This window comes from Phormidesmis sp. 146-12 (genome assembly GCF_052939495.1).
The window spans coordinates 90,956-110,981 of the sequence record NZ_JBJPHS010000004.1 but is presented as its reverse complement, the minus strand read 5'-3'; the positions used below and the strand labels follow the sequence as shown (position 1 = coordinate 110,981).

Here is a 20,026-nt window from a genome sequence, read left to right as displayed (position 1 = left end):
GGACTCTTAAGCTCTGATGATAATCTGACTCACGCTCTATACCAGGTGCTGTTGAACTGTGCTGACCAGGTGATCTGTCCAATGGGTGGCTAGATCCAGGCTTTCTGCTTCTACCATGACTCGAATCACAGGCTCAGTTCCAGAAGCACGAACGAGGATGCGCCCCTGGTTGCCCATTGCGGTTTCTGCCTGCGCGATCGCCGTCACCAACGGATCACAGTCTTTCCAATTAATACGCCGATTGCGATCGACCACGCGCACATTTTTGAGAAGTTGGGGATAGGTCTGGAAGCTCTGATCCACCAGTTCTGAGAGAGAGCAGCCGACTTGTTGGACGAGAAACGCGACATGTAGCGCCGTTAACAATCCGTCACCACTGATGCTGTAATGCGGGCAGAGAATGTGTCCTGACTGCTCGCCCCCCAGTTTTGCTCCGTGGCGCACCATTTCTGCATGGACATACTGATCGCCCACCGCCGCCCGAATTAAGGTGCCCCCCTGCTTTTCCCAGGCCCGCTCAAACCCTAGATTAGACATTACGGTAGCCACGATCGTATTGCCAGGTAGCTGCTGAGATTGCAACAACTGTTGTCCCCAAAAATAGAGAATGTAGTCTCCATCGACGATTCTGCCCTGACTATCAACGGCGAGAACGCGATCGGCATCTCCATCAAAAGCAAATCCTAAATCCGCAGAGCTTTCTTGAACGGCTGCTTGTAATAGGGCTAAATGAGTCGAGCCACAGTTGACATTAATGCGATCGCCATCGGGACGATCGTGCAGACAGATTAACTCTGCACCCAGCGATCGAAACACATCTGCGGACAATCGAGTGGCTGATCCCCAGGCCAAATCCAAAACGATCCGCATTCCTGCAAAGGGTTGAGGCTGGCCAGTCATTAAGGGATTTTTTAACGCCTCTACATAGTGACTGAGCAGTTCTGGACGGTGAGAATGCTGTCCCCAATGGTGGTCAGTGGATGCGATAGCTGAACTTTGACCCCGCAAACCCGCTTCGATCTGTTGTTGAAGTCTGGGAGCAAGCTTGGAGCCGTCTGGGTTAAAGAATTTGATGCCATTGTCGGCTGGGGGGTTGTGGCTGGCAGAAATCATCACACCGCCGATCGCGCCCACAGTATGCGCGAGATGAGCCACCGCAGGCGTTGGACATAGCCCCAGATCCCACACTTCGACCCCGGCGGCCGTCAGTCCGGCAGAGAGCGCCATCGCCAGCATGTTGCTTGAATTGCGCGAATCTTGCCCCAAAATAACAGGTTGGGGACTCGTGGCGTTCGATCGCAAAACTTGACCCGCCCAAAAGCCCACCTGAAGCGCCAAAGGAGCCGTGAGCAGTTCTCCAGCGTGGCCGCGAATGCCATCGGTGCCAAACAAAGCCGAGTCAGGCAGCGAAACCGTCCCCCAGGGTTGCCCTAAATTTTGCTCAAAAGAACTTGTCAGACTGGAGGTTCCAGCCCTTGCAGGTGACGACACCATATAACACGACTCCTCACACAATATAGATCACAGTGGAGAATACCATTTCTCAGGAAGATCTCGTTAGAGTCCAACTGACGCAAGAATTTGCTGAAAGTTTTCCCAAGAAATTCCTTTCTCTATATATCGTGGATCATTCGGGTTATACGGACTCTGAAGGCGATCGATTGATAGAATCTTCACATTCTCTGGCAAAATTGGCACATCTGGATCAAACGCCGTCGGATTCATCAAAGAACTGGAAAAGCCTTTGAATATTGCAATTTCATCCAACTCTCCCTCGATCTCAGCCGAAACCAGCAGCACTTCTGTCGGACGCTTGAGGGTATATTGCTCCAAACGCTGCCCGATCGAACTTCCCATGTTTGCTCCAGTTGGTTTGCTTCTGGTTAGACTGCATCGTTCTTTAATCAAAGAATATTTAGCTGGTTGGCTAGAGAGAATACAGGATTTTTGAAGAGTGCTGTCTATCGCGATCGCTCCTCAAAACAATTTGCTGACCCTGAAAATTTTCTACATGTTAGTACAATAATGGATTGGTGCGAGACTGCCCTTATCAACTCAGAGTTCAACCTATGGCAGATGACAACAAGGAAAAACAGCAGAGCGACAGCAGCAAAATTCAAGTTTCACTCGCTGTAATCGCTCTTTTAGGGACTCTCGGCACAGCGCTTGTAAGCAACTGGGATAAAATATTTTCAAAACCTGCTGTATCTCCTGCCCTGCAATCCGGTGTTTCTACGCCTAGTGTTGGGGCTTCTCCATCCCCTGCTTCTCAGATGAGTGGTCTTTTTGAGGTCGCAGCGGCAACGGCAGAAGGGGAATTGTTTTCTAACCCTTTGGATAAGAAAGTCAAGATTAAATTTCAGGCTGAAGGTTACTGGAGTGCGAATCCAGGGTGGAAGGAAAATAGCACTTCGCCTGAAGGATATGATGCAAAATTTGGTGGAGATGCTCTCTGTGATGCACGCGCTTCATCTTTAGTCATGAGAAATTCAGTCGGTGACTGCTTGTACATTGGTAAAGATGCAACTGTTAATGTAGCTCCAAAGGAGACGCTTCGTTTCTACATCAACGATGTCCGAGGAAATTATTCGGATAACAAAGGGTTCGTTAAAGTTAAGTGGTCTATTGAAGACCAATAGCTGACCTGACGATTAAATATGTATTAGACGATCGATCATCCGGTCGCATCTAAGCGGGTCAAAACGATCAGTTAGCCTTGGCCAGACCTGTAGAGTTGATGAATCGCAGCATTGGGTTACGCGCTCAGTTGCTCATTGCCGATCGCTTACGCTTGCCTACTCTAAAGAAGACAAAATAGCCCAGATAAAGCGTGTAGACAATTAGCCCAGCAATGCCCAAAAATCCAAGAAACCAGGGCTGAGTGCTGCTGTGAAAAAATTCTCTAAACGCCCAGGGTGGCTCTAACCACAGTCGGCAGGATGCGTCATTTTGCAGTTGAGTATTTGGTAAAGTGGCACACCGTAAAAAGGGCAACTGAGTGATCGCGCCCAACGCACAATAGACAGAAACACCCCATCGCCAGGAAGTGAGCGCCAGCTTAAGCGGATTTGAGGGTTGCTCCCGGATTTCTTCATTCAGATCGGCCCAGTACCAGAGAGTGATCGGAATCAAAATGCGAGCCAGCCAGCCCGAAATGAAGCCGATCGGCAGTGCCCCAATCAGTAAATACACGGTAATCGCCAACAAACTTGCGACGCGCCAATAAATAATCAACAATCGCTGCATCGCATCCGACTGTTTGGTAAAGGCCCAAATCAGCAGAATAAGCGGCACAATCACAGTAAACAGCACCGCCAGGCGGTAATCTGTCCAAACGAGCGGGGAGATCCAAGCGGGTGCATCTGACATGAGGGTTCGCAATTAGCTTTTAGCGGTTGGCTTTGAGATGGACTTTACCATTTTGCCTCTATTATGTAGCCGATCGGACTGAAGCGAAAAGCAAATTACTAACGATCGCCATCAAAAATTGCCACTAAAAAACAAGCAACCAGGTCACAATAAAAGCTTCCAGGCACTTGTTTAGAGGAATATTTGATTTTGGAGGGGTCACTGTCTCAACGATCGCAATCAGGGCTGACCCCAAACGACCCAAAAAAATTAGTTGTCGTAAACGCGGCATTCTAGAGCGTCAGGATTGTCGTCGCAAAACTGCTCTAAAGAGTTTTTGGGTTTGACTTGACGTTGGTGCGAAGCTTCGGCTTGCAGTTCTTCAACGGCATCCCAGGCGGCAGCACACTCGCCAGAGTTAGAACCGCTCACGTCACAGACAGAACGAGCATTTTGCAGTTCTTCTTCAATTTGTTTTTTGATGTCGCTCATAGGTTTTGAATTTCGTCCTTTTTGAACGGTGAAACTGAGTTAGAGAGAGTAGATACAGCCCAACCTTAGCGGTGTGGCTGACCTTTATTCACTGTTTTAGTGATACAGGCGTTAGCAGATTTGACCTTGATCGATCGTAATCTCTTAAGGTTCGACCATCTGCAACTGACGCAACACTTTTTAGTCTTGGGGGTAGCTATCCGGGTTATGTTTCTATATCTTAACGTGTCTTGGTCAGAGGTTAAGTACGGAAAACCCGTCGAGATTCTACAGAAGGGAAGCTTGAGGGAATTGTTCCAAAATTGTTGCAAAGTGTTGCGGGATTTGATCGTTTTTCTGGAATGATGCGATCGGTTGGGTAGTGCGATCGAGACGACCCCTGACAAGTTTTCAGTAAACTGGGGATACCCGCATTTCAGCACGCTGCACAAGAGGAATCACTATGGTGGAATCAACAACCGACTCAATGAGGTGGGCCAGCGCCCTTTCCACCCGTCCTTCGTTGGAGGCGGCGATCGCTGAAGTGGTGGCTCAGGCCCAAGACCTGCTGCAAAGACCTGCGGATTTAGCATTTGTCTTCATCTCTTCTGCGTTTGCCAGCGAATATTCTCGACTGTTGCCTCTTCTAAGAAATCAGCTTCCTGATGTGCCGCTTATCGGCTGTAGTGGGGGTGGAATTGTCGGAGTCACTTCACGAGGCAAGGCGTTAGAGGTTGAGGGAGAACCTGCGCTGAGTCTGACGTTGGCCGCTTTACCCGGCGTTAAGGTCAAGACGTTTCATCTAGAGGCGGAGGAATTGCCCGACTTAGACAGTGCGCCGGATGCGTGGGCGGAGTTGTTGGGGGTTCCGCTATCCGACCAGCCGCATTTTGTGCTGTTAGCCGATCCCTTTTCTGCCAAGATTAACGACTTGCTGCAAGGGTTGGATTATGCCTATGCGGGGGCTTCAAAGGTGGGCGGGTTGGCGAGTTCGGGGGCGATCGGAGGCAACAGTGGCTTGTTTTGTGATGATCGCTTTCATCGAGAAGGTACGGTTGGGGTGGCGTTGAGCGGTAATTTGGTGTTGGACACGATCGTTGCTCAAGGATGCCGTCCGATCGGAGACGTGTACTGGGTGACTGAGGGCGAACGGAACATCTTACTGGGCTTGCAGGAGCAGGATTGTTTGGATGATAATTCGCCGGACTGTGCGACGCAGCGATTGCCGCTAGAAGTTTTGCGAGATCTGATTCAAACTTTGAGTGAAGACGATCGGGAGTTAGCGCAGCATTCGCTATTTGTGGGCGTGGCGCAAAGTGAGTTTAAGCAGGATTTGGAGCCAGGAGATTTTTTGATTCGCAACTTGTTAGGGGTTGACCCGCGAGTGGGAGCAATTGCGATCGGCGATCGGATTCGTCCTGGTCAGCGGATTCAGTTTCATTTGCGGGATGCGGCGACTTCTGCTGACGATTTAGAAGTGTTGCTTCAGCGGTATCAAAAAGATGCGGGGTCGCGATCGTCGCCTGTGGGCGCTTTAATGTTCTCTTGTATGGGACGCGGTGAAGCACTGTATGGCGAACCCAATTTTGATTCCCAATTGTTTTGCGAATATCTCGACAACATTCCGCTAAGTGGCTTCTTTTGTAATGGAGAAATTGGCCCAGTCGGCAACAGCACCTTTCTACATGGCTATACGTCCGTGTTTGGAATTTGTCGGCAGAAGCGTGAGGAGTGGGGAGTGGGGAGTGGGGAGTGAGGAGTCGATCTTTCCAAACTTCTCAAACTCAGAAACCCTCAAAACTTTTTCATCCCTCATCCCTTATTCTGGAGGTTCCTTTGTCGATCGTTCGTGTGCGTGAACATGTCAATCCGCTAAGTCGCAAGTATCAGATTCCGATTCAGCCGCCCGATTGGGAGCAGGTGTATGCATTGAGCCAGCCGTTGCAGTTGGATATTGGCTGTGGGCGGGGGCGGTTTTTGCTCAAGATGGCCGAGTTGCAGCCTGACTGGAATTTTTTAGGACTGGAAATTCGAGAACCGTTGGTAGAACAGGCGATCGACCATCGCGACCAATTAGGCTTACAAAATTTGCACTATCTGTTTTGCAATGCCAACAATTCGCTACATCCTCTGTTGTCATCTCTAAAACCGGGAACGCTGCAACGAGTGTCGATTCAATTTCCTGACCCGTGGTTTAAGCGCAAGCACCAAAAGCGGCGAGTTGTCCAGCCAGAAGTCGTGGAGGAAGTAGCTAAATATCTGTGTCTAGGTGGGATGGTGTTTGTGCAGTCGGATGTGGAAGAAGTGGCGATCGAGATGGTCGATCGATTTGCTGACCATCCCGCTTTCGTTCGTCAAGACACGAGTTGGCTGCCCGAAAATCCGATGGCCGTCCCAACTGAGCGCGAGTCTTCCACTTTAGAGCGAGGAGAACCCGTGTATCGATCGGTGTTCTTCAAAAAAGACGAAGGGTAGATTTTTCCTCCCTCCTCCCTCCTCGCGAAGCGGATTACCCCCAAAGGGGAACAGATCATCGCAGTTCTCCCTCATGCCTTCTAGACCCAACTCGGAAACCACATTCGCAGCTTGTATTGCCACTCCGTTAAGGGAAGTCCGAGGTAGATGGGCATCCAAAAAATGAAGGCGACGAGGATTAGCCCGATCGTCCAAATTGCCAAACTGCGACGACGAGGAATTGCGCTGCGGAGCCAGCGATCGACCAGCCAGGCCAGCCCCATTGAGGCAAACACCGCCGCTCCCATGTAGTGATACAAAAAGATACAGCGCGTCACTCTCACCCAGGGCAGCAAATTAGCCGCATAGTTGACCAGCAGATACAAAACGATCCAGAGTTCGTTAGGGGCGATAAAACTGCTGCGTGTGGGGGTAAAAAGGCTGTTGAAGTTTTCAATCAGGGCACAGATGAGAAGCACGATCGCCGCCGACGAAAACCACCACAAAAAAGGATTTCCCATCGCGTGAACGTCATAGATCACACTGCCTGGCCCGATCGGAGTCGCCGCTCCACTGGTGGGAATGGGGGCCTGCAAACTATTGGTGACTTGATAAAAATAAGCCACCGGACGAATCATAAAAATCCAACTCAGCCAGGTCGAGCAATAGGGATGCACGGTCGCCCCACTACCCACTCGCTCGTGATAACTGAGAATCTGCTGCTGTAGCTGCCAAAAACCAGCGTCAGGGTTAAGTTGGAGATGCGGAATCCAGATCAGCCAGTAGAAGATCGCAGGAACGATCGCCAGCATCGCCCCCAAAGAAATTGGATTGAACTGAGTCAGGCGATCGAGCGGCGTTTCGGTAAAACTATCTGCGATGTGAGACGATCGCTTGCGGGTTAGTCGAAATTGCAGCAAAAGTCTCACCAGCCGAATGCTCCAAGCGACAAACCACAGCAGATACGCCCCCAAGAGAAACCACAGCCCATTCCACTTGATCGAGGCCGTCGCCCCAAACCAGATGCCCGCCACGCCCATCCACCACAGCCATTTCTGACTTCGCAGCGCCATCAAAAAAAATAACTGCCCTAACAGCCCAAATAGCACCAAGTAGACATTGTTCAACGCATAGCGAGACTCGACCAAAAACAAGCCGTCCGCTGCCGCAAACAATCCTGCAATCAGGGCAAAACTGCGTCTGAGACTGAGTTGATAGGCGATCGCCGCCACTACCAGAGGAATCAACGATCCCGTCAGCGCATTCAGCCAGCGATAGCTCCAGGTAGACAACGCCGAACCCGCCAGCGAATTGACCGCATCACGCCCGATCGGAAGCTGATTGCCAATCCAAATGCCAATGGCGATCAAATACTTACTCAACGGCGGATGTCCATCAAAAAAAGGAGTCTGCGTCAAATAGTTGTGGGCAAATTTAACGTAGTAAACCTCATCAAACACAAAGGTGTTAAACCGTCCCAGCCCCCAAAATCGCAGACCCAACGATGCCAAAAGCAGACTTAGCAAGCCTAGCCGCCACCACCAAACAGGTTTTTCAATAGGCTTTGATACACTCATTCATCTTGACCTCAGCCGCTACCAACCTCTCAGCATACGGTAGGAAGTAAAGCTTGAGGAGCCAGAAATTTAGGGGTTCTTAATCAAAAACTCATAAATCTTCCTGAATAGGGAACCCAGTGCTTCATAATCCGTCAGCACAAGAAGTGATTTCAACTGATGATGTAAAGGTGTTCGCTGTAAAAGGACTCAGCTAGTTCGAGTTCAGAAATCCCCCGGCTGTTCATCGATCGGAGCTTACCCCATGATTCGTGTATTACTCGTTGACGACCAAAACCTCATTCGTGAGGGCTTAAAAGCCTTGCTAGAACAAGAGCACGACTTAGAAGTGGTCGGAGACGCAAACACCGGAAAAAGCGCAATTCAACAAGTCGAAGCCCTTAAACCTGATGTGGTTTTGATTGACCTCTGTGTTCCTAGAATCGATGGGATCGCTACCACCCAGACGATCTGTGAGCGCTTTCCTGACACTCAGGTTTTGGTTTTGACGACGTTGGATGACGAAGAATCGGTTGCCAATGCGCTCAAGGTTGGCGCGACGGGCTATCTTCTCAAAGATTTGTCTCCTGATGAGTTGGTGGGTGCAGTTCGCAATGTTCACAAAGGCTACACTCAATTGAGTCCGGGGCTTCTACCCAAGATTCTCTCTAGAGTTGATGCTAGAGGTGAGGGTGTGACTTCGGTGCGATCTGCTTCAGCAGATATCTCTACGAGATCGGTTTCGGCAGATAACTCTATGCGATCGACTCCAGCAGAGGTCGCTTTGAAATCGGCTCCTCCTACCAATAAAGTCCTGACCTTTTCTGCCCAACGTCGGTCTTTTCAAGCTTCTCGGAGTGATTCCACGCTGCCCCCCGGCTTCACCAAACTCACAACACGAGAACGCCAGGTTTTGAGACTGATTGCGGCTGGCTCTAGCAATCGAGAAATTTCACAATCCCTAGCCATTTCTGAGGGAACGGTGAAAAATCATGTTGCCAGCATTCTAGGGCGACTCAATCTGCGCGATCGCACTCAGGCAGCGATTATTGCCAACTCGGTCATGCCACTCCTCAGTTAGGGTTAGTTCGATAAAGTTTGGCTTCGTTATTGACGGCTTCTGCCCCTCAAGCTGTCAATCCTAGAGGACTTTTAGACAAGATTTCTCGTTCAAAGTCCTTCATCTTGGGAGCAACCCGGATCGGTAACCGAGCCGAAGGGTTTCATCGAACTCAGTAGGGTGCGGGGCGTGGATAAAGCGGGTTACATTCGCCAATTCATGCCCCATTTCTCGATTCTGTGGTAGAAGGTTCCTCAAAAGCAAATAAAATAGCAAACGCTGCTTGAGGAGATTTACAGAATGATCATTCACATGGTTCAAGAGTTGACCAGTCTGGGGGCGATCGCGGGTCATTGGGGAGATGTCTTACAAACGCTGCACTGGCCCCTGCCTGACGATTGGATGGTGCTGGCTCAACAATTTAAAGAACCCGATTTTGCAGGAGACATCGGCAAGGCCTGGGCCCACTTTGTCAAAACCGGACAGGTGTGGGCCTTCTTGATTGGGCTGGTGATCGGTTACATGGTAAAAACCTTTACGACCTACGGCTAAGACCAAAAAGACTGAGGACGCTAGACCAAAGGCTCCAAATCTGATTCTGTCCAGAGTCTTAAGTTCTAAGTCTCAAATCCGTAAACTTTTTCCTGGAGTGTCTTCAACGACGTAAGACAGAGGACAGACTAACGTAGAAACCTTTTCTGTTCCTCTGCTATAGTCAAATGTCTATCACTCATCCGCATTCTGGAGAAGATTCTCTTGAATCAAGAACCCTCTGCGCCACAAACCTGGAGTCAGCGATTTGAATCAGCCTTGCATCCGGCGATCGCTGAGTTTAACGCCAGCATTCACTTCGATATTGAACTGATTGAATATGATCTGACTGGCTCACAGGCCCACGCTGAAATGTTGGCCAAAACGGGCATTATTTCCCCTGAAGAAGGCACCCAGCTAGTAAACGGTCTGGAGCAAATTCGCCAGGAATATCGGCAGGGAGCGTTTTCACCCGGAACGGAGGCTGAGGATGTTCATTTTGCGGTAGAGCGGCGGTTGACAGAGCTGGTCGGCGATGTCGGTAAAAAACTGCACACGGCGCGATCGCGCAATGATCAAGTCGGCACTGACACTCGGCTCTATCTGCGAGATCAGATTCAACAAATTCGCCAACAGCTTCGAGCGTTTCAACAAGTTCTACTCGATCTGGCTGCCCAAAATGTGAGAACGCTGATCCCTGGATACACTCATCTACAACGGGCCCAGCCGATCAGTTTGGCACATCATTTGCTGGCTTATTTTGAGATGACTCAGCGAGACTGGCAGCGGTTGGGCGAGATTTATCAGCGAGTCAACGTTTCACCCCTCGGATCGGGAGCGCTTGCCGGGACGACCTTCCCCATCGATCGCCACTTCACCGCAGAGCGACTGGAGTTTACGGGCGTGTATGCAAATAGTCTGGATGGAGTGAGCGATCGAGACTTTGCGATCGAGTTTCTCTGCGCCGCCAGTCTGATCATGGTGCATCTAAGCCGCTTGTCTGAAGAAGTCATCCTTTGGGCTTCTCAAGAATTCAGCTTTGTGACGCTGACGGACAGTTGTGCCACAGGTTCGAGCATTATGCCGCAGAAAAAGAATCCGGACGTTCCGGAGCTGGTGCGCGGCAAGTCGGGGCGAGTCTTTGGGCATTTGCAAGCGATGTTAGTTTTGATGAAAGGACTGCCGCTGGCTTACAACAAAGATTTGCAGGAAGACAAAGAAGCGCTGTTTGATACCGTCAAAACGGTGAAAGCCTGTCTGCAAGCGATGACGATTTTGTTTGAGGAAGGGTTGGAGTTTCGGGTCGATCGCCTCACCCAGGCGGTTAATGAAGATTTTTCTAACGCCACGGATGTTGCAGACTATCTCGCCTCCAAAGGTGTGCCATTTCGCGAAGCCTACAATCTGGTCGGCAAGGTCGTCAAAACCTGTTTAGCGTCTAACAAACTGCTCAAGGATCTGTCGATCGCCGAGTGGCAAGATCTGCACCCTGCTTTTGAGGAAGATATCTATGGGGCGATCGCACCGGAACAGGTCGTTTCTGCCCGCAATAGCTACGGAGGCACTGGCTTTGATCAAGTTGAGAAGGCGCTAGAAGCCGCCAAAAAAACGGTGAAAAACGGCAAGAACCAAGAAGGGAAGGACAAAAAGGCAAAAGACGAAAAGGCAAAGGACGAAAAGGCAAAGCACAAGAAGTCTAAAAACAAAAAATAATCCAACTTTCTCCTTATGCCCCTAAAAATTGGCGACCTTGCCCCCGACTTCCAGCTTCCTGACACTCAAGGCAATCTCATTCAGTTGTCCAAATTCAAAGGTCAGCGAGTGGTTTTGTACTTTTATCCACGTGACAACACGCCCGGTTGCACCAAAGAAGCCTGTAGCTTTCGAGATGCTTACGCAGAGTATCAGGCTCAAGACGTAGTGGTGTTGGGGGTTAGCACCGATGATGCAAAATCTCATCAAAAATTTGTGACTAAGTACGTGCTTCCATTTCCTCTACTCTGTGACGAGGGTGGAAAAGTGGCTGCTGAGTACGATAGTTACGGATTAAAGAAATTTATGGGGAAGGAATACAGGGGCATCAGTAGAAATACTTTTGTCATCGGCCCAGATGCTAGGATCGAGAAAATTTACACAAAGGTAAAACCAGAACATCACGCGGCACAAATTCTGACTGACTTAGTGTAGTCCTAGACTATTTCCAGGATGCCTTTACCCTTAGATTCACATTCTGTATTTAGAAAAAGACGGTTGCTCTGTGTGCCTGTCCCATTTGCTATAGCGTTTTAACTCATGCGTCGGTCGTGGCATTTTATTCAAACTGTAATTGGGATTATTTTTCGCCATCCCATCACAGGCACCAGCATTATTCCCCTTTTGCCGGATGGTCGGATCGTTTTGATTCGTCGTCGAGACAACGGTTTGTGGGGTTTGCCAGGGGGCATGGTCGATTGGGGTGAAGACATTCCAACTGCGATCAAACGAGAATTGTCCGAAGAAACGGGGCTAGAAGTAGACAAGATTCGCCGATTGGTGGGAGTTTATTCGTCGCCCGATCGCGATCCGAGAATTCACTCGATCTGTGTCGTCGTCGAAGTCGAAGTGCGAGGAGAGATGAGAATTAAGGATACGATCGAGGTCTTAGATGTGCAGGCGTTTGACTCCAATTCTCTTCCTGAAGGCAAGCTTTCTCACGACCATCGACAACAGCTACAAGATTATTTCAAAGGATTGACAACGCTGGACTGAGTAAAGCCTGTGTGGAAGCAGATAGTAGCGATGATTCGAGTGAAGAGTGAGCAGCAGATTTTGCAGGAAGGATTACAAGTTCTCTTATCAAAGATGCAGCCATCTGAAGTCGCCCGATTTTGCGCGGCCTGCAATCTGGGAGGGGGAGACTACCTCAAATTGAAGGATGAACTTTTTGCACAAGAATCAGTCGATAGTTTGTATTCTAAAGTTTTAGATTTTCAGTCGATATGAGTCAGCAATTGCCTCAGTTTGTTCACCAAGTTATTAGTCGTTTGCAAACAGTTCAGGGAGTTGCAGCGATCGCTTTAGGTGGCTCAAGGGCAAGAAGCAACCATACGCAAAAGTCAGATGTGGATTTTGGAATCTACTACTCGCCTGAAAACCCACTTGACCTGATTGCACTCAATCACCTTGCCTCTGAACTTGATGATAGCCATCGCGCAAATTTAGTCACCCCAATTGGTGAGTGGGGAAGATGGATCAATGGAGGTGGTTGGCTACAGATAGAAGGTGTACCTGTAGACTTTCTCTATCGTGATTTAGATCAGGTTAGTCGTGTTATTGATGATTGTCATGCAGGACAGATTACGATCGATTACCAACCAGGACATCCACATGGTTTTGTATCCTCTATCTATATGGGTGAAGTTGCTATTTGTCTATCACTTCACGATCCATATGAATATCTAAAAGGGTTAAAGGCTAAGACAGCCCCCTATCCGATTCAGCTTAAACAAGCAACGATTAATAGGTTTGCCTGGGAAATTAGTTTTTCATTGGCAATTGCGGAAAAGGCAGTTACACGCAACGATATTGTTTATGCAGCAGGGTGCTGTTTTCGTAGCGTGGCTTGCATGAATCAGGTATTATTTGCACTCAATGAAGAGTACCTGTTGAATGAGAAAGGTGCAGTAGCAATTGCCAACAGCTTTGCGCTCTGTCCACAAAACTATCGGGAACGAGTTGAGTCAGCGTTTACTTTATCATCGGCTGATGCAAAGTTAATTATGGAAGCGATCGCAATTCTTGAAGAAGTTGAGCAAGACTTGAGTCAATGGTATGGCGATCGTCGGTTAGTCGTAGAAAGACTGAAGAGGTAACAGGGCTGCATAACAATTCAAAGATCTTTTAGAAATGCTGCAAGATGCGATTCAAGGTTGGCTAGAAGTTGCCACTGAGCGAGAGAGCCTTCGGAGCGATCGCATTCTTGGGATATGGTAGTGACTCGCTATCACAGAAAGTGTATGCCCCCAGAAATTCTGATTTTTTCAGATGGTCAATGGAGGTTCAACGATGACGAAGCCTGACTTTAGCAAAATGAATCGTCAAGAATTGAGAGCTTATGTATTGGCTCATCGGGAAGATGATGATGCGATCGAAGCCCTAATCAACCGAGGAAATCCCACCAGTCCCAAGTATCCATTTCCACAAAGTAATGAAGATCTCAAAGAGATGGAAGAGATCCTCAAAAGAAAGCTGAGTAGTAATGGAGACATGACGCACTAATCAAACCTGAACAGAGGCTAAATGCTCAAAGCGTGTCTGACCGATCGCACTCCCCAAAACAATAAATTTGGCTCTAGTAGAATGCAATTGCTCATCTTAGGGAACCGTTGCTCAAGGTAGTGATGTAATCGGGCACTGTCTCCTCCCGTCAACACCAGAGCGCTATTAGGAAACTGTTGCTGCCAGTCTTCAATAAAGTCGCGAATGGTGGATATTAGCGAATAAACAATTCCGCTTTGGATGGCGGCGATCGTTCCCGTTGCCCAGCGAGACGGCAGATCTGTTAAGGTCTTGGTTTCAATTAGAGGAAGTGCTGCGGTTGCCTGGTGAAGTGCCCGAAACTGTAGCTGCAACCCTGGGAGAATTGCGCCTCCAATGAATTCTCGTTGCTCATTTGCCCCAGTGAACGTTAATGCAGTGCCGCCATCGATGACTAAAACTGGACTTTTATATAAATCGCTGGCTCCCCAAATTGCCAAGGTACGATCGAGTCCCAAGGTTGAATAAGCGTTTTGAAGGGAAATTTGATCGGGAGCGATCGTTCTCACCTGAGAATAGATTTGCCAAAGGGCAGTCTGTTGTGGCACGACCGAAGCGATCCAGAGTTCGGGTGACGACGGTAGGCTGATAGGAGCAAGTTGGCATTTTGCAAAATCGAATGAGGTGTGAATTAAGTTCTCAACGATCGACTCCGATAAATACGATGTATCCCAGGATTGTTGTAGATTGTCATCTATGAACCAACCCCAATGCAGCCGAGAATTGCCGATAATTAAGGCTAACCAGTGCTGATTCGTCGGTTTCTCGCTCATTGCATCCAGCTTAACGATTGGAAAACGATTTATAGATAAGTTTCGCTGATAAGTAGCTTTGCCTATCGGAACTTTACAAAGACGCAATTCTCAAGCGAAGATTAAGATTGAAGAGAAACATAAGTTTACAAACTTTATTGGTACGGAGGCAGTTATGGTCGCCCTTTCAGATCGCACAAGCGCCAGCCGCAGTCAAACTCGACTCACGATCCAAACCGCCGATATCGCGCCTGATACGACAGTCATCCGATCGCTGGATTGGGATCGCGATCGCTTCGACATCGAATTTGCGCTGCAAAACGGCACCACCTACAACTCCTTTTTGATTCGAGGCGAGAAGATTGCCCTGGTCGATACCTCCCACGAAAAGTTTCGCGACCTCTATCTCGACACATTAACAGGGCTGATTAATCCCGCAGACATCGACTATCTGATCATCAGCCATACCGAACCTGATCACAGCGGCTTGGTCAAAGACGTTTTGGCACTTAATCCAAATATTACGATCGTCGCTGCCAAAGTTGCGATTCAGTTTCTCGAAGGCTTTGTGCATCAGCCCTTTGAGCGGCAAATGGTCAAGAGTGGCGATCGCCTCGATCTGGGCAACGGTCACACGCTGGAATTCGTTCAGGCTCCCAATCTACACTGGCCTGACACCATTTTTACCTTTGACCACAGTACTCAGGTTCTCTACACCTGCGACGCTTTTGGAATGCACTTTTGTGACGATCACACCTACGACGAAGATCTAGATCTGATCGAAGAAGAATTTCGCTATTACTACGACTGCCTGATGGGCCCCAACGCTCGATCAGTTCTCTCAGCTATTAAACGTATGGATGGTTTGCCCGAAATCACGACGATCGCCACAGGTCACGGGCCATTACTTCGCCATAACCTGCAAGATTTGGTGGGACGCTATCGCGAGTGGAGTCAGGCTCAAGCTAAGGCTGTGACGACGGTTGGAGTCTTCTACGTTGGGGATTATGGGTATAGCGATCGGCTCGCTCAAGCGATTTCTAACGGCATTACCAAAACGGGTGTCGCGGTTGAAATGATGGACTTACGCACCTCTGAGCCGCAGGATGTGAGGGAATTAGTTGAGTTGGTGAGTGGTGTTGTGATTGGGATGCCGCCTCAATCGGGTGAATTTGCCGCCAATGCCAGTGCAGCCTTGGGGACGACTTTGGCAGCGACTAACTCCAAGCAGTCGGTGGGCTTGTTTGAAGCAGGCGGCGGAGATGATGAGTCTGTTTATCCCCTGCGAAATCGCTTTCAAGAAATTGGCTTGACGGAAGCATTCTCACCGATTCAGATTAAAGAACCGCCGACCGATGCCACTTATCAACTCTGCGACGAAGCAGGCATCGACATGGGACAATGGCTGACCCGCGATCGCACTGTCAAACAAATGAAGTCGCTGGATGGCGAACTGGACAAAGCCCTGGGTCGCTTGAGTGGCGGTCTCTACATCATCACGGCTCAGAAGGGCGACATCTCCAGTGCGATGCTGGCTTCCTGGGTGTCTCAGGCTAGTTTTGAGCCGTTGGGTATCACCATTGCTGTCGCCAAAGATCGGGCGATCGAGTCCTTTATGCACTTGGGCGATCGCTTTGTGCTAAACGTTCTCGAAGAAGACAACTATCAAGCCTTGATGCGCCACTTCTTGAAACGGTTTGCGCCGGGTGCCGATCGGTTTGCCGATGTCAAGACTTATCCTGCGACCAACGGTTCTCCCATTTTGGCGGATGCGCTGGCCTATATCGAATGCGAAGTCGTCAGCCGCATGGACTGCACCGATCACTGGATCGTCTACAGCACGATTCACACCGGCCGAGTCTCCAAAGCAGACGCACTGACTGCCGTTCACCATCGCAAAGTGGGCAACCACTATTAAGGGATGAGGGATGAGGGATGAGGGATGAAAGGGGTTTGAGGTGGAGATGCTCAAACTTTTCCTTTTTGAATTGGGCCACATTCCTCACTCTCTTTTTCATGTCTTCTCGCCAAGCCGAATAAAGTTCATCCTCTTCTTTTTATGAACAAGCCTAAAGATGTGCAGGTTGCTGAAATTGGCGCAGATACGCGGGTGTTACGATCGCGCACCTGGGATCGCCTCAAATTTGAAGTTGAGTATTCTCGTCAAAAAGGGACGACGGCGAATTCATACTTGATTCAGGCAGAAAAAACGGCGCTGATTGACCCGCCCGGAGCTTCTTTCACCGACATCTTTCTCAAGGAACTGCACGACCATCAGTATTTTCAAAAGCTGGACTATGTGATTTTGGGTCATGTCAATCCCAACCGGATCGCGACTCTAAAAGTCCTGTTGGATGCGGCTCCTCAAATGACGATCGTCTGTTCAAGACCTGCGGCCATTGCGCTCAAAGCGGCCTTTCCCGATCGCGACCTGCAAATCAACGCTGTCCGAGGTGAGGAAGTGTTGGATCTGGGCAAGGGGCATGAGTTGCGATTTGCGTTTGTGCCGACACCGCGCTGGGTGGATGGACTTTGTACCTTTGATCCCGCCACGCGCATTCTCTACACCGATAAGCTGTTTGGTGCTCACATTTGCGACGACGCGATTTTTGATGAAAACTGGAAACAGCTAGACGGCGATCGTCACTATTATTTCGATTGTCTCTATGCGGCTCAGTCTCGTCAGGTCGAAGCGACGCTTGATAAGATTGCCAATTTTCCTGCCAAAATTTATGGCGTGGGTCACGGTTCTCTCGTGCGCTACAGTCTCAGTCGTCTCACGTTGGACTATCGCCAATGGTGCGAACAGCAAAAGACTCAAGAACTCTCTGTCGCCCTGCTCTACACCTCTGCCTATGGCAATACCGCCACGACCGGACAAGCGATCGCCAAAGGGCTAACTCAATCTGAAGTAGACGTGCGATCGATTAACTGCGAATTTGCTGACACGGCAGAAATCACGGCGGCGATCGAACAGTGTGACGGCTTCATCATCGGTTCGCCAACCCTAGGAGGACATGCCCCAACCCAAATTCAGACCGCTCTGGGACTCGTGCTTTCGACGGCGGCAAAAAACAAGCTGGCTGGAGTGTTTGGGTCTTATGGCTGGAGCGGAGAAGCGATCGACCTGATCGAGAGCAAGCTACAAGATGCGGGCTATCCCTTTGGCTTTGAAACCATTCGCGTCAAATTTAAGCCAACCGACGAAGTGTTGCAACAGTGCGAGTTGGCAGGGACAGAATTTGCTCAAGCGCTCAAGAAAGCGAAAAAGGTGCGAGTGCCTCGACAAGTGGCAACCGAAGCTCAGAGCGATCGCACAGAACAAGCGTTAGGGCGGGTGGTTGGCTCTCTTTGTGTCGTCTCTGCCAAACAAGGTGACACGACATCGGGAGTTTTGACTTCCTGGGTGTCACAGGCGACGTTTAATCCGCCGGGGGTGACGGTGGCGATCGCGAAAGATCACGCAGATGGCGTGCTGGATCATGCGGGCGATCGCTTTGTCCTCAACATTCTCAAAGAGGGGCGAAACCTCAGACGACACTTTATGAAGCCTGCTGCCCCTGGAGAAAATCGCTTTGCCGATGTAGACACCCAAGAAGCTTCTAACGGTTGCCCTGTGCTGTCAGAGGCGCTGGCTTATCTGGAATGCACTGTGCAAAATCGGATGGAATGTGGAGATCACTGGCTACTTTATGCAGTGGTCGAGAGCGGCAAAGTGCTAGAGCAAAAGGGCGTAACGGCGGTCTACCATCGCAAATCAGGAAGCTACTACTAATAGCCGTCCACCTCTTCAGTGCAAAGGGCTTCGGGCAGTAGATGGACATTGCGTATAAAGCCTCTATCCTCTTTCCAGGACTCACTCCAGATCCACTTTTTCTAGCCTGCATTGAGGGTGTAGGGGGATACAGGATCTACAGTGGGGTCTTTGGGATGAGATAGGCGAGTTAGCTCAGAAATCTGGAACAGCTTGCTAGTACGGCTGAGATAAGAAGTTTGTTTAGCTGACTTCTCGATCGCTGGCCCAAACGTCCCTGGCAGCATCAACACCAAATCTCGTTTGACTTCTTGCCAATACAGTCTTGGAAAGCGCAAATAGTCATAGTCGCAGCGACGAAAAATCCGCTCAATACGCCGATAGCGATGCAGTGACCAATCTCGCAGCATTTGCCAGGAAGGATGCAGATCGGGTGCCAAAATAAATGGGTAGGCTTTGCGATGCAACTGAGGTAAATACTCATGTATCCAAAACTTCATCATCGGACGGTAGCCCGGATTGTCGATCGCCTGCAAGCTAAGAATTTCTGCTCGGCTGACCTTAAAGCGATCAAGTAGCTCTGTTGGCAAATAGCAAATTCCCTGTTCGGCATCTTCCCGCAGGTCTCGCAAGTTGTTGTAGAACTGGTCTAATGTGCCAAATTGTCCCGCAGCGTGCCACTGATGCTCTGATAAAAAAGGCAAAACTTGGAAGAAAGGGGCGGCTAAATCTTCTAGCATTCCCTCAAATTGGTCAAAACTACTGATGACAAGATGTTCTTTATGATACTTTGCTAGAGAGCTTAAGTATTGATCCCAGGATTGAATTGAGAGATGACCGATGGGGTCAGATAAGTCTTCAAACCAGCGATCGCGCATTCGATAGAAAAGTTTTGAGTGAGGGCATCCGGGCTGCACCTCTCCGGTTTCTTTGAGCCAGTTCCAGCTATCGTAAAACCACTGAAACTGAGATTTTTCTGAATGGATCAGACCGTTTTCTGCCAGACGATCAGCTAACCGAATCCAGTGAATCCGCTCAATCCACTGCTCGCTAATCTCTGGGTCAAGCTCCATAATCCAGGCGGCGTTGTCTTCATCTTTGAGTGTGTCATCCGCGATCGCACGATATTCCGAAGAACCCACCAGGCGAGAAATGGGCAAAGTATTCATAAGTGAACGGTAAACTTCCCTAAGTCACATATTAATGATGATTTCATGATTCCCATGTTTTGTTACGATTAACGTGTGATAAAAAATACAATTTAACATTCTAAATGCCCGTAGAAACAACCACCTACTGAAAGAGTAACTTTATTGGTCAATTCTTCTTATTGATGATGTTTACAAAAGCGACCTTGACCCAAAAGCAGCGACATGAGTTGGCTACAAAAATTTTGCTACGCAGCAAATGTCCTAAATCCTGCAAAGCTTTTTGCTAGTAATTGTTTTTGTTGAACAGTAAATTGAACCGTAAAAGTGCTCAGTAATTTGAGAGATGCTTGGTTCAGTTGGTTTCTCTGAACTACTAAGTCAGGATTACTAAGTCAAGGCAATAATAGAGCGTGCATTTTTGATGGGGTAGCCATTGCCACAAAACCCTGCGACCTAATGCATGTACGGAGAAAGGGCTGCAAAGTTTAGATAGTCTTGAGCGCCAGGTTAATAACTAAGGGCAAAACCGCCCATTTTTAGGCAAATTTTTAATAACAACAGCTTTATCAAGAACATTAGTCCCGCAGTCAAAGTCTGTTGGTTAAAGCCTGTTGGTTAAAGTCTGCTGTTTAGGGTTCTCCACCGTACCCTTC

Annotated in this window: 20 protein-coding genes; 13 read left to right on the top strand and 7 right to left on the bottom strand. The window is 49.1% G+C overall.

Annotated elements, in window-relative coordinates; translation table 11 throughout:
• Positions 1-36: 36 nt before the first annotated feature.
• Positions 37-1,494: a phosphoglucosamine mutase gene (glmM, locus tag ACKFKF_RS03390; RefSeq protein WP_446866383.1), complete on the bottom strand. Its 1,458-nt coding sequence runs from the start codon at positions 1,492-1,494 to the stop codon at positions 37-39.
• A 63-nt stretch (positions 1,495-1,557) separates the two neighbouring features.
• Positions 1,558-1,857, bottom strand: coding sequence for a DUF7734 family protein (locus ACKFKF_RS03385; protein WP_446861917.1), 300 nt, complete (start codon positions 1,855-1,857; stop codon positions 1,558-1,560).
• A 212-nt stretch (positions 1,858-2,069) separates the two neighbouring features.
• On the opposite strand from ACKFKF_RS03385, the gene ACKFKF_RS03380 reads away from it, so the two are divergent.
• Positions 2,070-2,639 (top strand): hypothetical protein, encoded by a 570-nt coding sequence (locus ACKFKF_RS03380; RefSeq protein WP_446866382.1) that lies wholly within the window; start codon positions 2,070-2,072, stop codon positions 2,637-2,639.
• A 124-nt stretch (positions 2,640-2,763) separates the two neighbouring features.
• On the opposite strand, the gene ACKFKF_RS03375 is transcribed toward ACKFKF_RS03380, so the two are convergent.
• Together ACKFKF_RS03375 and ACKFKF_RS03370 are read right to left on the bottom strand one after the other, a co-directional pair.
• Complete coding sequence (locus tag ACKFKF_RS03375; protein ID WP_446866381.1) at positions 2,764-3,369, bottom strand: DUF3177 family protein; 606 nt, start codon at positions 3,367-3,369, stop codon at positions 2,764-2,766.
• A 249-nt stretch (positions 3,370-3,618) separates the two neighbouring features.
• Complete coding sequence (locus tag ACKFKF_RS03370; RefSeq protein ID WP_446866380.1) at positions 3,619-3,840, bottom strand: CP12 domain-containing protein; 222 nt, start codon at positions 3,838-3,840, stop codon at positions 3,619-3,621.
• 442 nt (positions 3,841-4,282) lie between these two features.
• Between ACKFKF_RS03370 and ACKFKF_RS03365 the strand changes: the two genes are divergently transcribed.
• Positions 4,283-5,575 carry an FIST signal transduction protein gene (locus ACKFKF_RS03365; RefSeq protein ID WP_446866379.1) on the top strand — a complete coding sequence of 431 codons (1,293 nt, stop codon included), beginning with the start codon at positions 4,283-4,285 and terminating at the stop codon, positions 5,573-5,575.
• Between the two features lie 80 nt (positions 5,576-5,655).
• On the top strand, positions 5,656-6,294 hold the full coding sequence (gene trmB, locus ACKFKF_RS03360; RefSeq protein ID WP_446866378.1) for a tRNA (guanosine(46)-N7)-methyltransferase TrmB: 639 nt from the start codon (positions 5,656-5,658) through the stop codon (positions 6,292-6,294).
• Between the two features lie 80 nt (positions 6,295-6,374).
• Here trmB and ACKFKF_RS03355 read toward each other — a convergent pair whose 3' ends face one another.
• The gene (locus ACKFKF_RS03355; protein ID WP_446866377.1) at positions 6,375-7,850 is read right to left on the bottom strand and encodes a dolichyl-phosphate-mannose--protein mannosyltransferase; all 1,476 of its coding nucleotides are present in this window, start codon (positions 7,848-7,850) and stop codon (positions 6,375-6,377) included.
• Positions 7,851-8,094: 244 nt separating this feature from the next.
• Between ACKFKF_RS03355 and ACKFKF_RS03350 the strand changes: the two genes are divergently transcribed.
• From ACKFKF_RS03350 to ACKFKF_RS03315, 8 genes are all read left to right on the top strand, one after another.
• Positions 8,095-8,910: a response regulator gene (locus ACKFKF_RS03350; RefSeq protein ID WP_446866376.1), complete on the top strand. Its 816-nt coding sequence runs from the start codon at positions 8,095-8,097 to the stop codon at positions 8,908-8,910.
• Positions 8,911-9,189: 279 nt separating this feature from the next.
• Positions 9,190-9,441 carry a hypothetical protein gene (locus ACKFKF_RS03345; RefSeq protein WP_446861909.1) on the top strand — a complete coding sequence of 84 codons (252 nt, stop codon included), beginning with the start codon at positions 9,190-9,192 and terminating at the stop codon, positions 9,439-9,441.
• A gap of 204 nt (positions 9,442-9,645) precedes the next feature.
• Positions 9,646-11,133 carry an argininosuccinate lyase gene (argH, locus tag ACKFKF_RS03340; protein ID WP_446866375.1) on the top strand — a complete coding sequence of 496 codons (1,488 nt, stop codon included), beginning with the start codon at positions 9,646-9,648 and terminating at the stop codon, positions 11,131-11,133.
• A 15-nt stretch (positions 11,134-11,148) separates the two neighbouring features.
• Positions 11,149-11,607 (top strand): thioredoxin-dependent thiol peroxidase, encoded by a 459-nt coding sequence (gene bcp, locus ACKFKF_RS03335; protein WP_446866374.1) that lies wholly within the window; start codon positions 11,149-11,151, stop codon positions 11,605-11,607.
• A 105-nt stretch (positions 11,608-11,712) separates the two neighbouring features.
• Complete coding sequence (locus ACKFKF_RS03330) at positions 11,713-12,168, top strand: NUDIX hydrolase (RefSeq protein ID WP_446866373.1); 456 nt, start codon at positions 11,713-11,715, stop codon at positions 12,166-12,168.
• Positions 12,169-12,198: 30 nt separating this feature from the next.
• Complete coding sequence (locus tag ACKFKF_RS03325; RefSeq protein WP_446866372.1) at positions 12,199-12,402, top strand: hypothetical protein; 204 nt, start codon at positions 12,199-12,201, stop codon at positions 12,400-12,402.
• Positions 12,399-13,271 carry a nucleotidyltransferase domain-containing protein gene (locus tag ACKFKF_RS03320; protein ID WP_446866371.1) on the top strand — a complete coding sequence of 291 codons (873 nt, stop codon included), beginning with the start codon at positions 12,399-12,401 and terminating at the stop codon, positions 13,269-13,271. Before ACKFKF_RS03325 ends, ACKFKF_RS03320 begins: the two co-directional genes overlap by 4 nt.
• 193 nt (positions 13,272-13,464) lie before the next feature.
• The gene (locus ACKFKF_RS03315; RefSeq protein ID WP_446866370.1) at positions 13,465-13,677 is read left to right on the top strand and encodes a DUF6887 family protein; all 213 of its coding nucleotides are present in this window, start codon (positions 13,465-13,467) and stop codon (positions 13,675-13,677) included.
• A gap of 17 nt (positions 13,678-13,694) precedes the next feature.
• On the opposite strand, the gene ACKFKF_RS03310 is transcribed toward ACKFKF_RS03315, so the two are convergent.
• Positions 13,695-14,489 carry a pantothenate kinase gene (locus tag ACKFKF_RS03310; protein WP_446866369.1) on the bottom strand — a complete coding sequence of 265 codons (795 nt, stop codon included), beginning with the start codon at positions 14,487-14,489 and terminating at the stop codon, positions 13,695-13,697.
• Positions 14,490-14,643: 154 nt separating this feature from the next.
• On the opposite strand from ACKFKF_RS03310, the gene ACKFKF_RS03305 reads away from it, so the two are divergent.
• Positions 14,644-16,386 (top strand): diflavin flavoprotein, encoded by a 1,743-nt coding sequence (locus ACKFKF_RS03305; RefSeq protein ID WP_446866368.1) that lies wholly within the window; start codon positions 14,644-14,646, stop codon positions 16,384-16,386.
• A 141-nt stretch (positions 16,387-16,527) separates the two neighbouring features.
• Positions 16,528-18,243: a diflavin flavoprotein gene (locus ACKFKF_RS03300; RefSeq protein ID WP_446866367.1), complete on the top strand. Its 1,716-nt coding sequence runs from the start codon at positions 16,528-16,530 to the stop codon at positions 18,241-18,243.
• A gap of 101 nt (positions 18,244-18,344) precedes the next feature.
• On the opposite strand, the gene ACKFKF_RS03295 is transcribed toward ACKFKF_RS03300, so the two are convergent.
• Positions 18,345-19,391 (bottom strand): squalene/phytoene synthase family protein, encoded by a 1,047-nt coding sequence (locus ACKFKF_RS03295; protein WP_446866366.1) that lies wholly within the window; start codon positions 19,389-19,391, stop codon positions 18,345-18,347.
• Positions 19,392-20,026 lie beyond the last annotated feature (635 nt).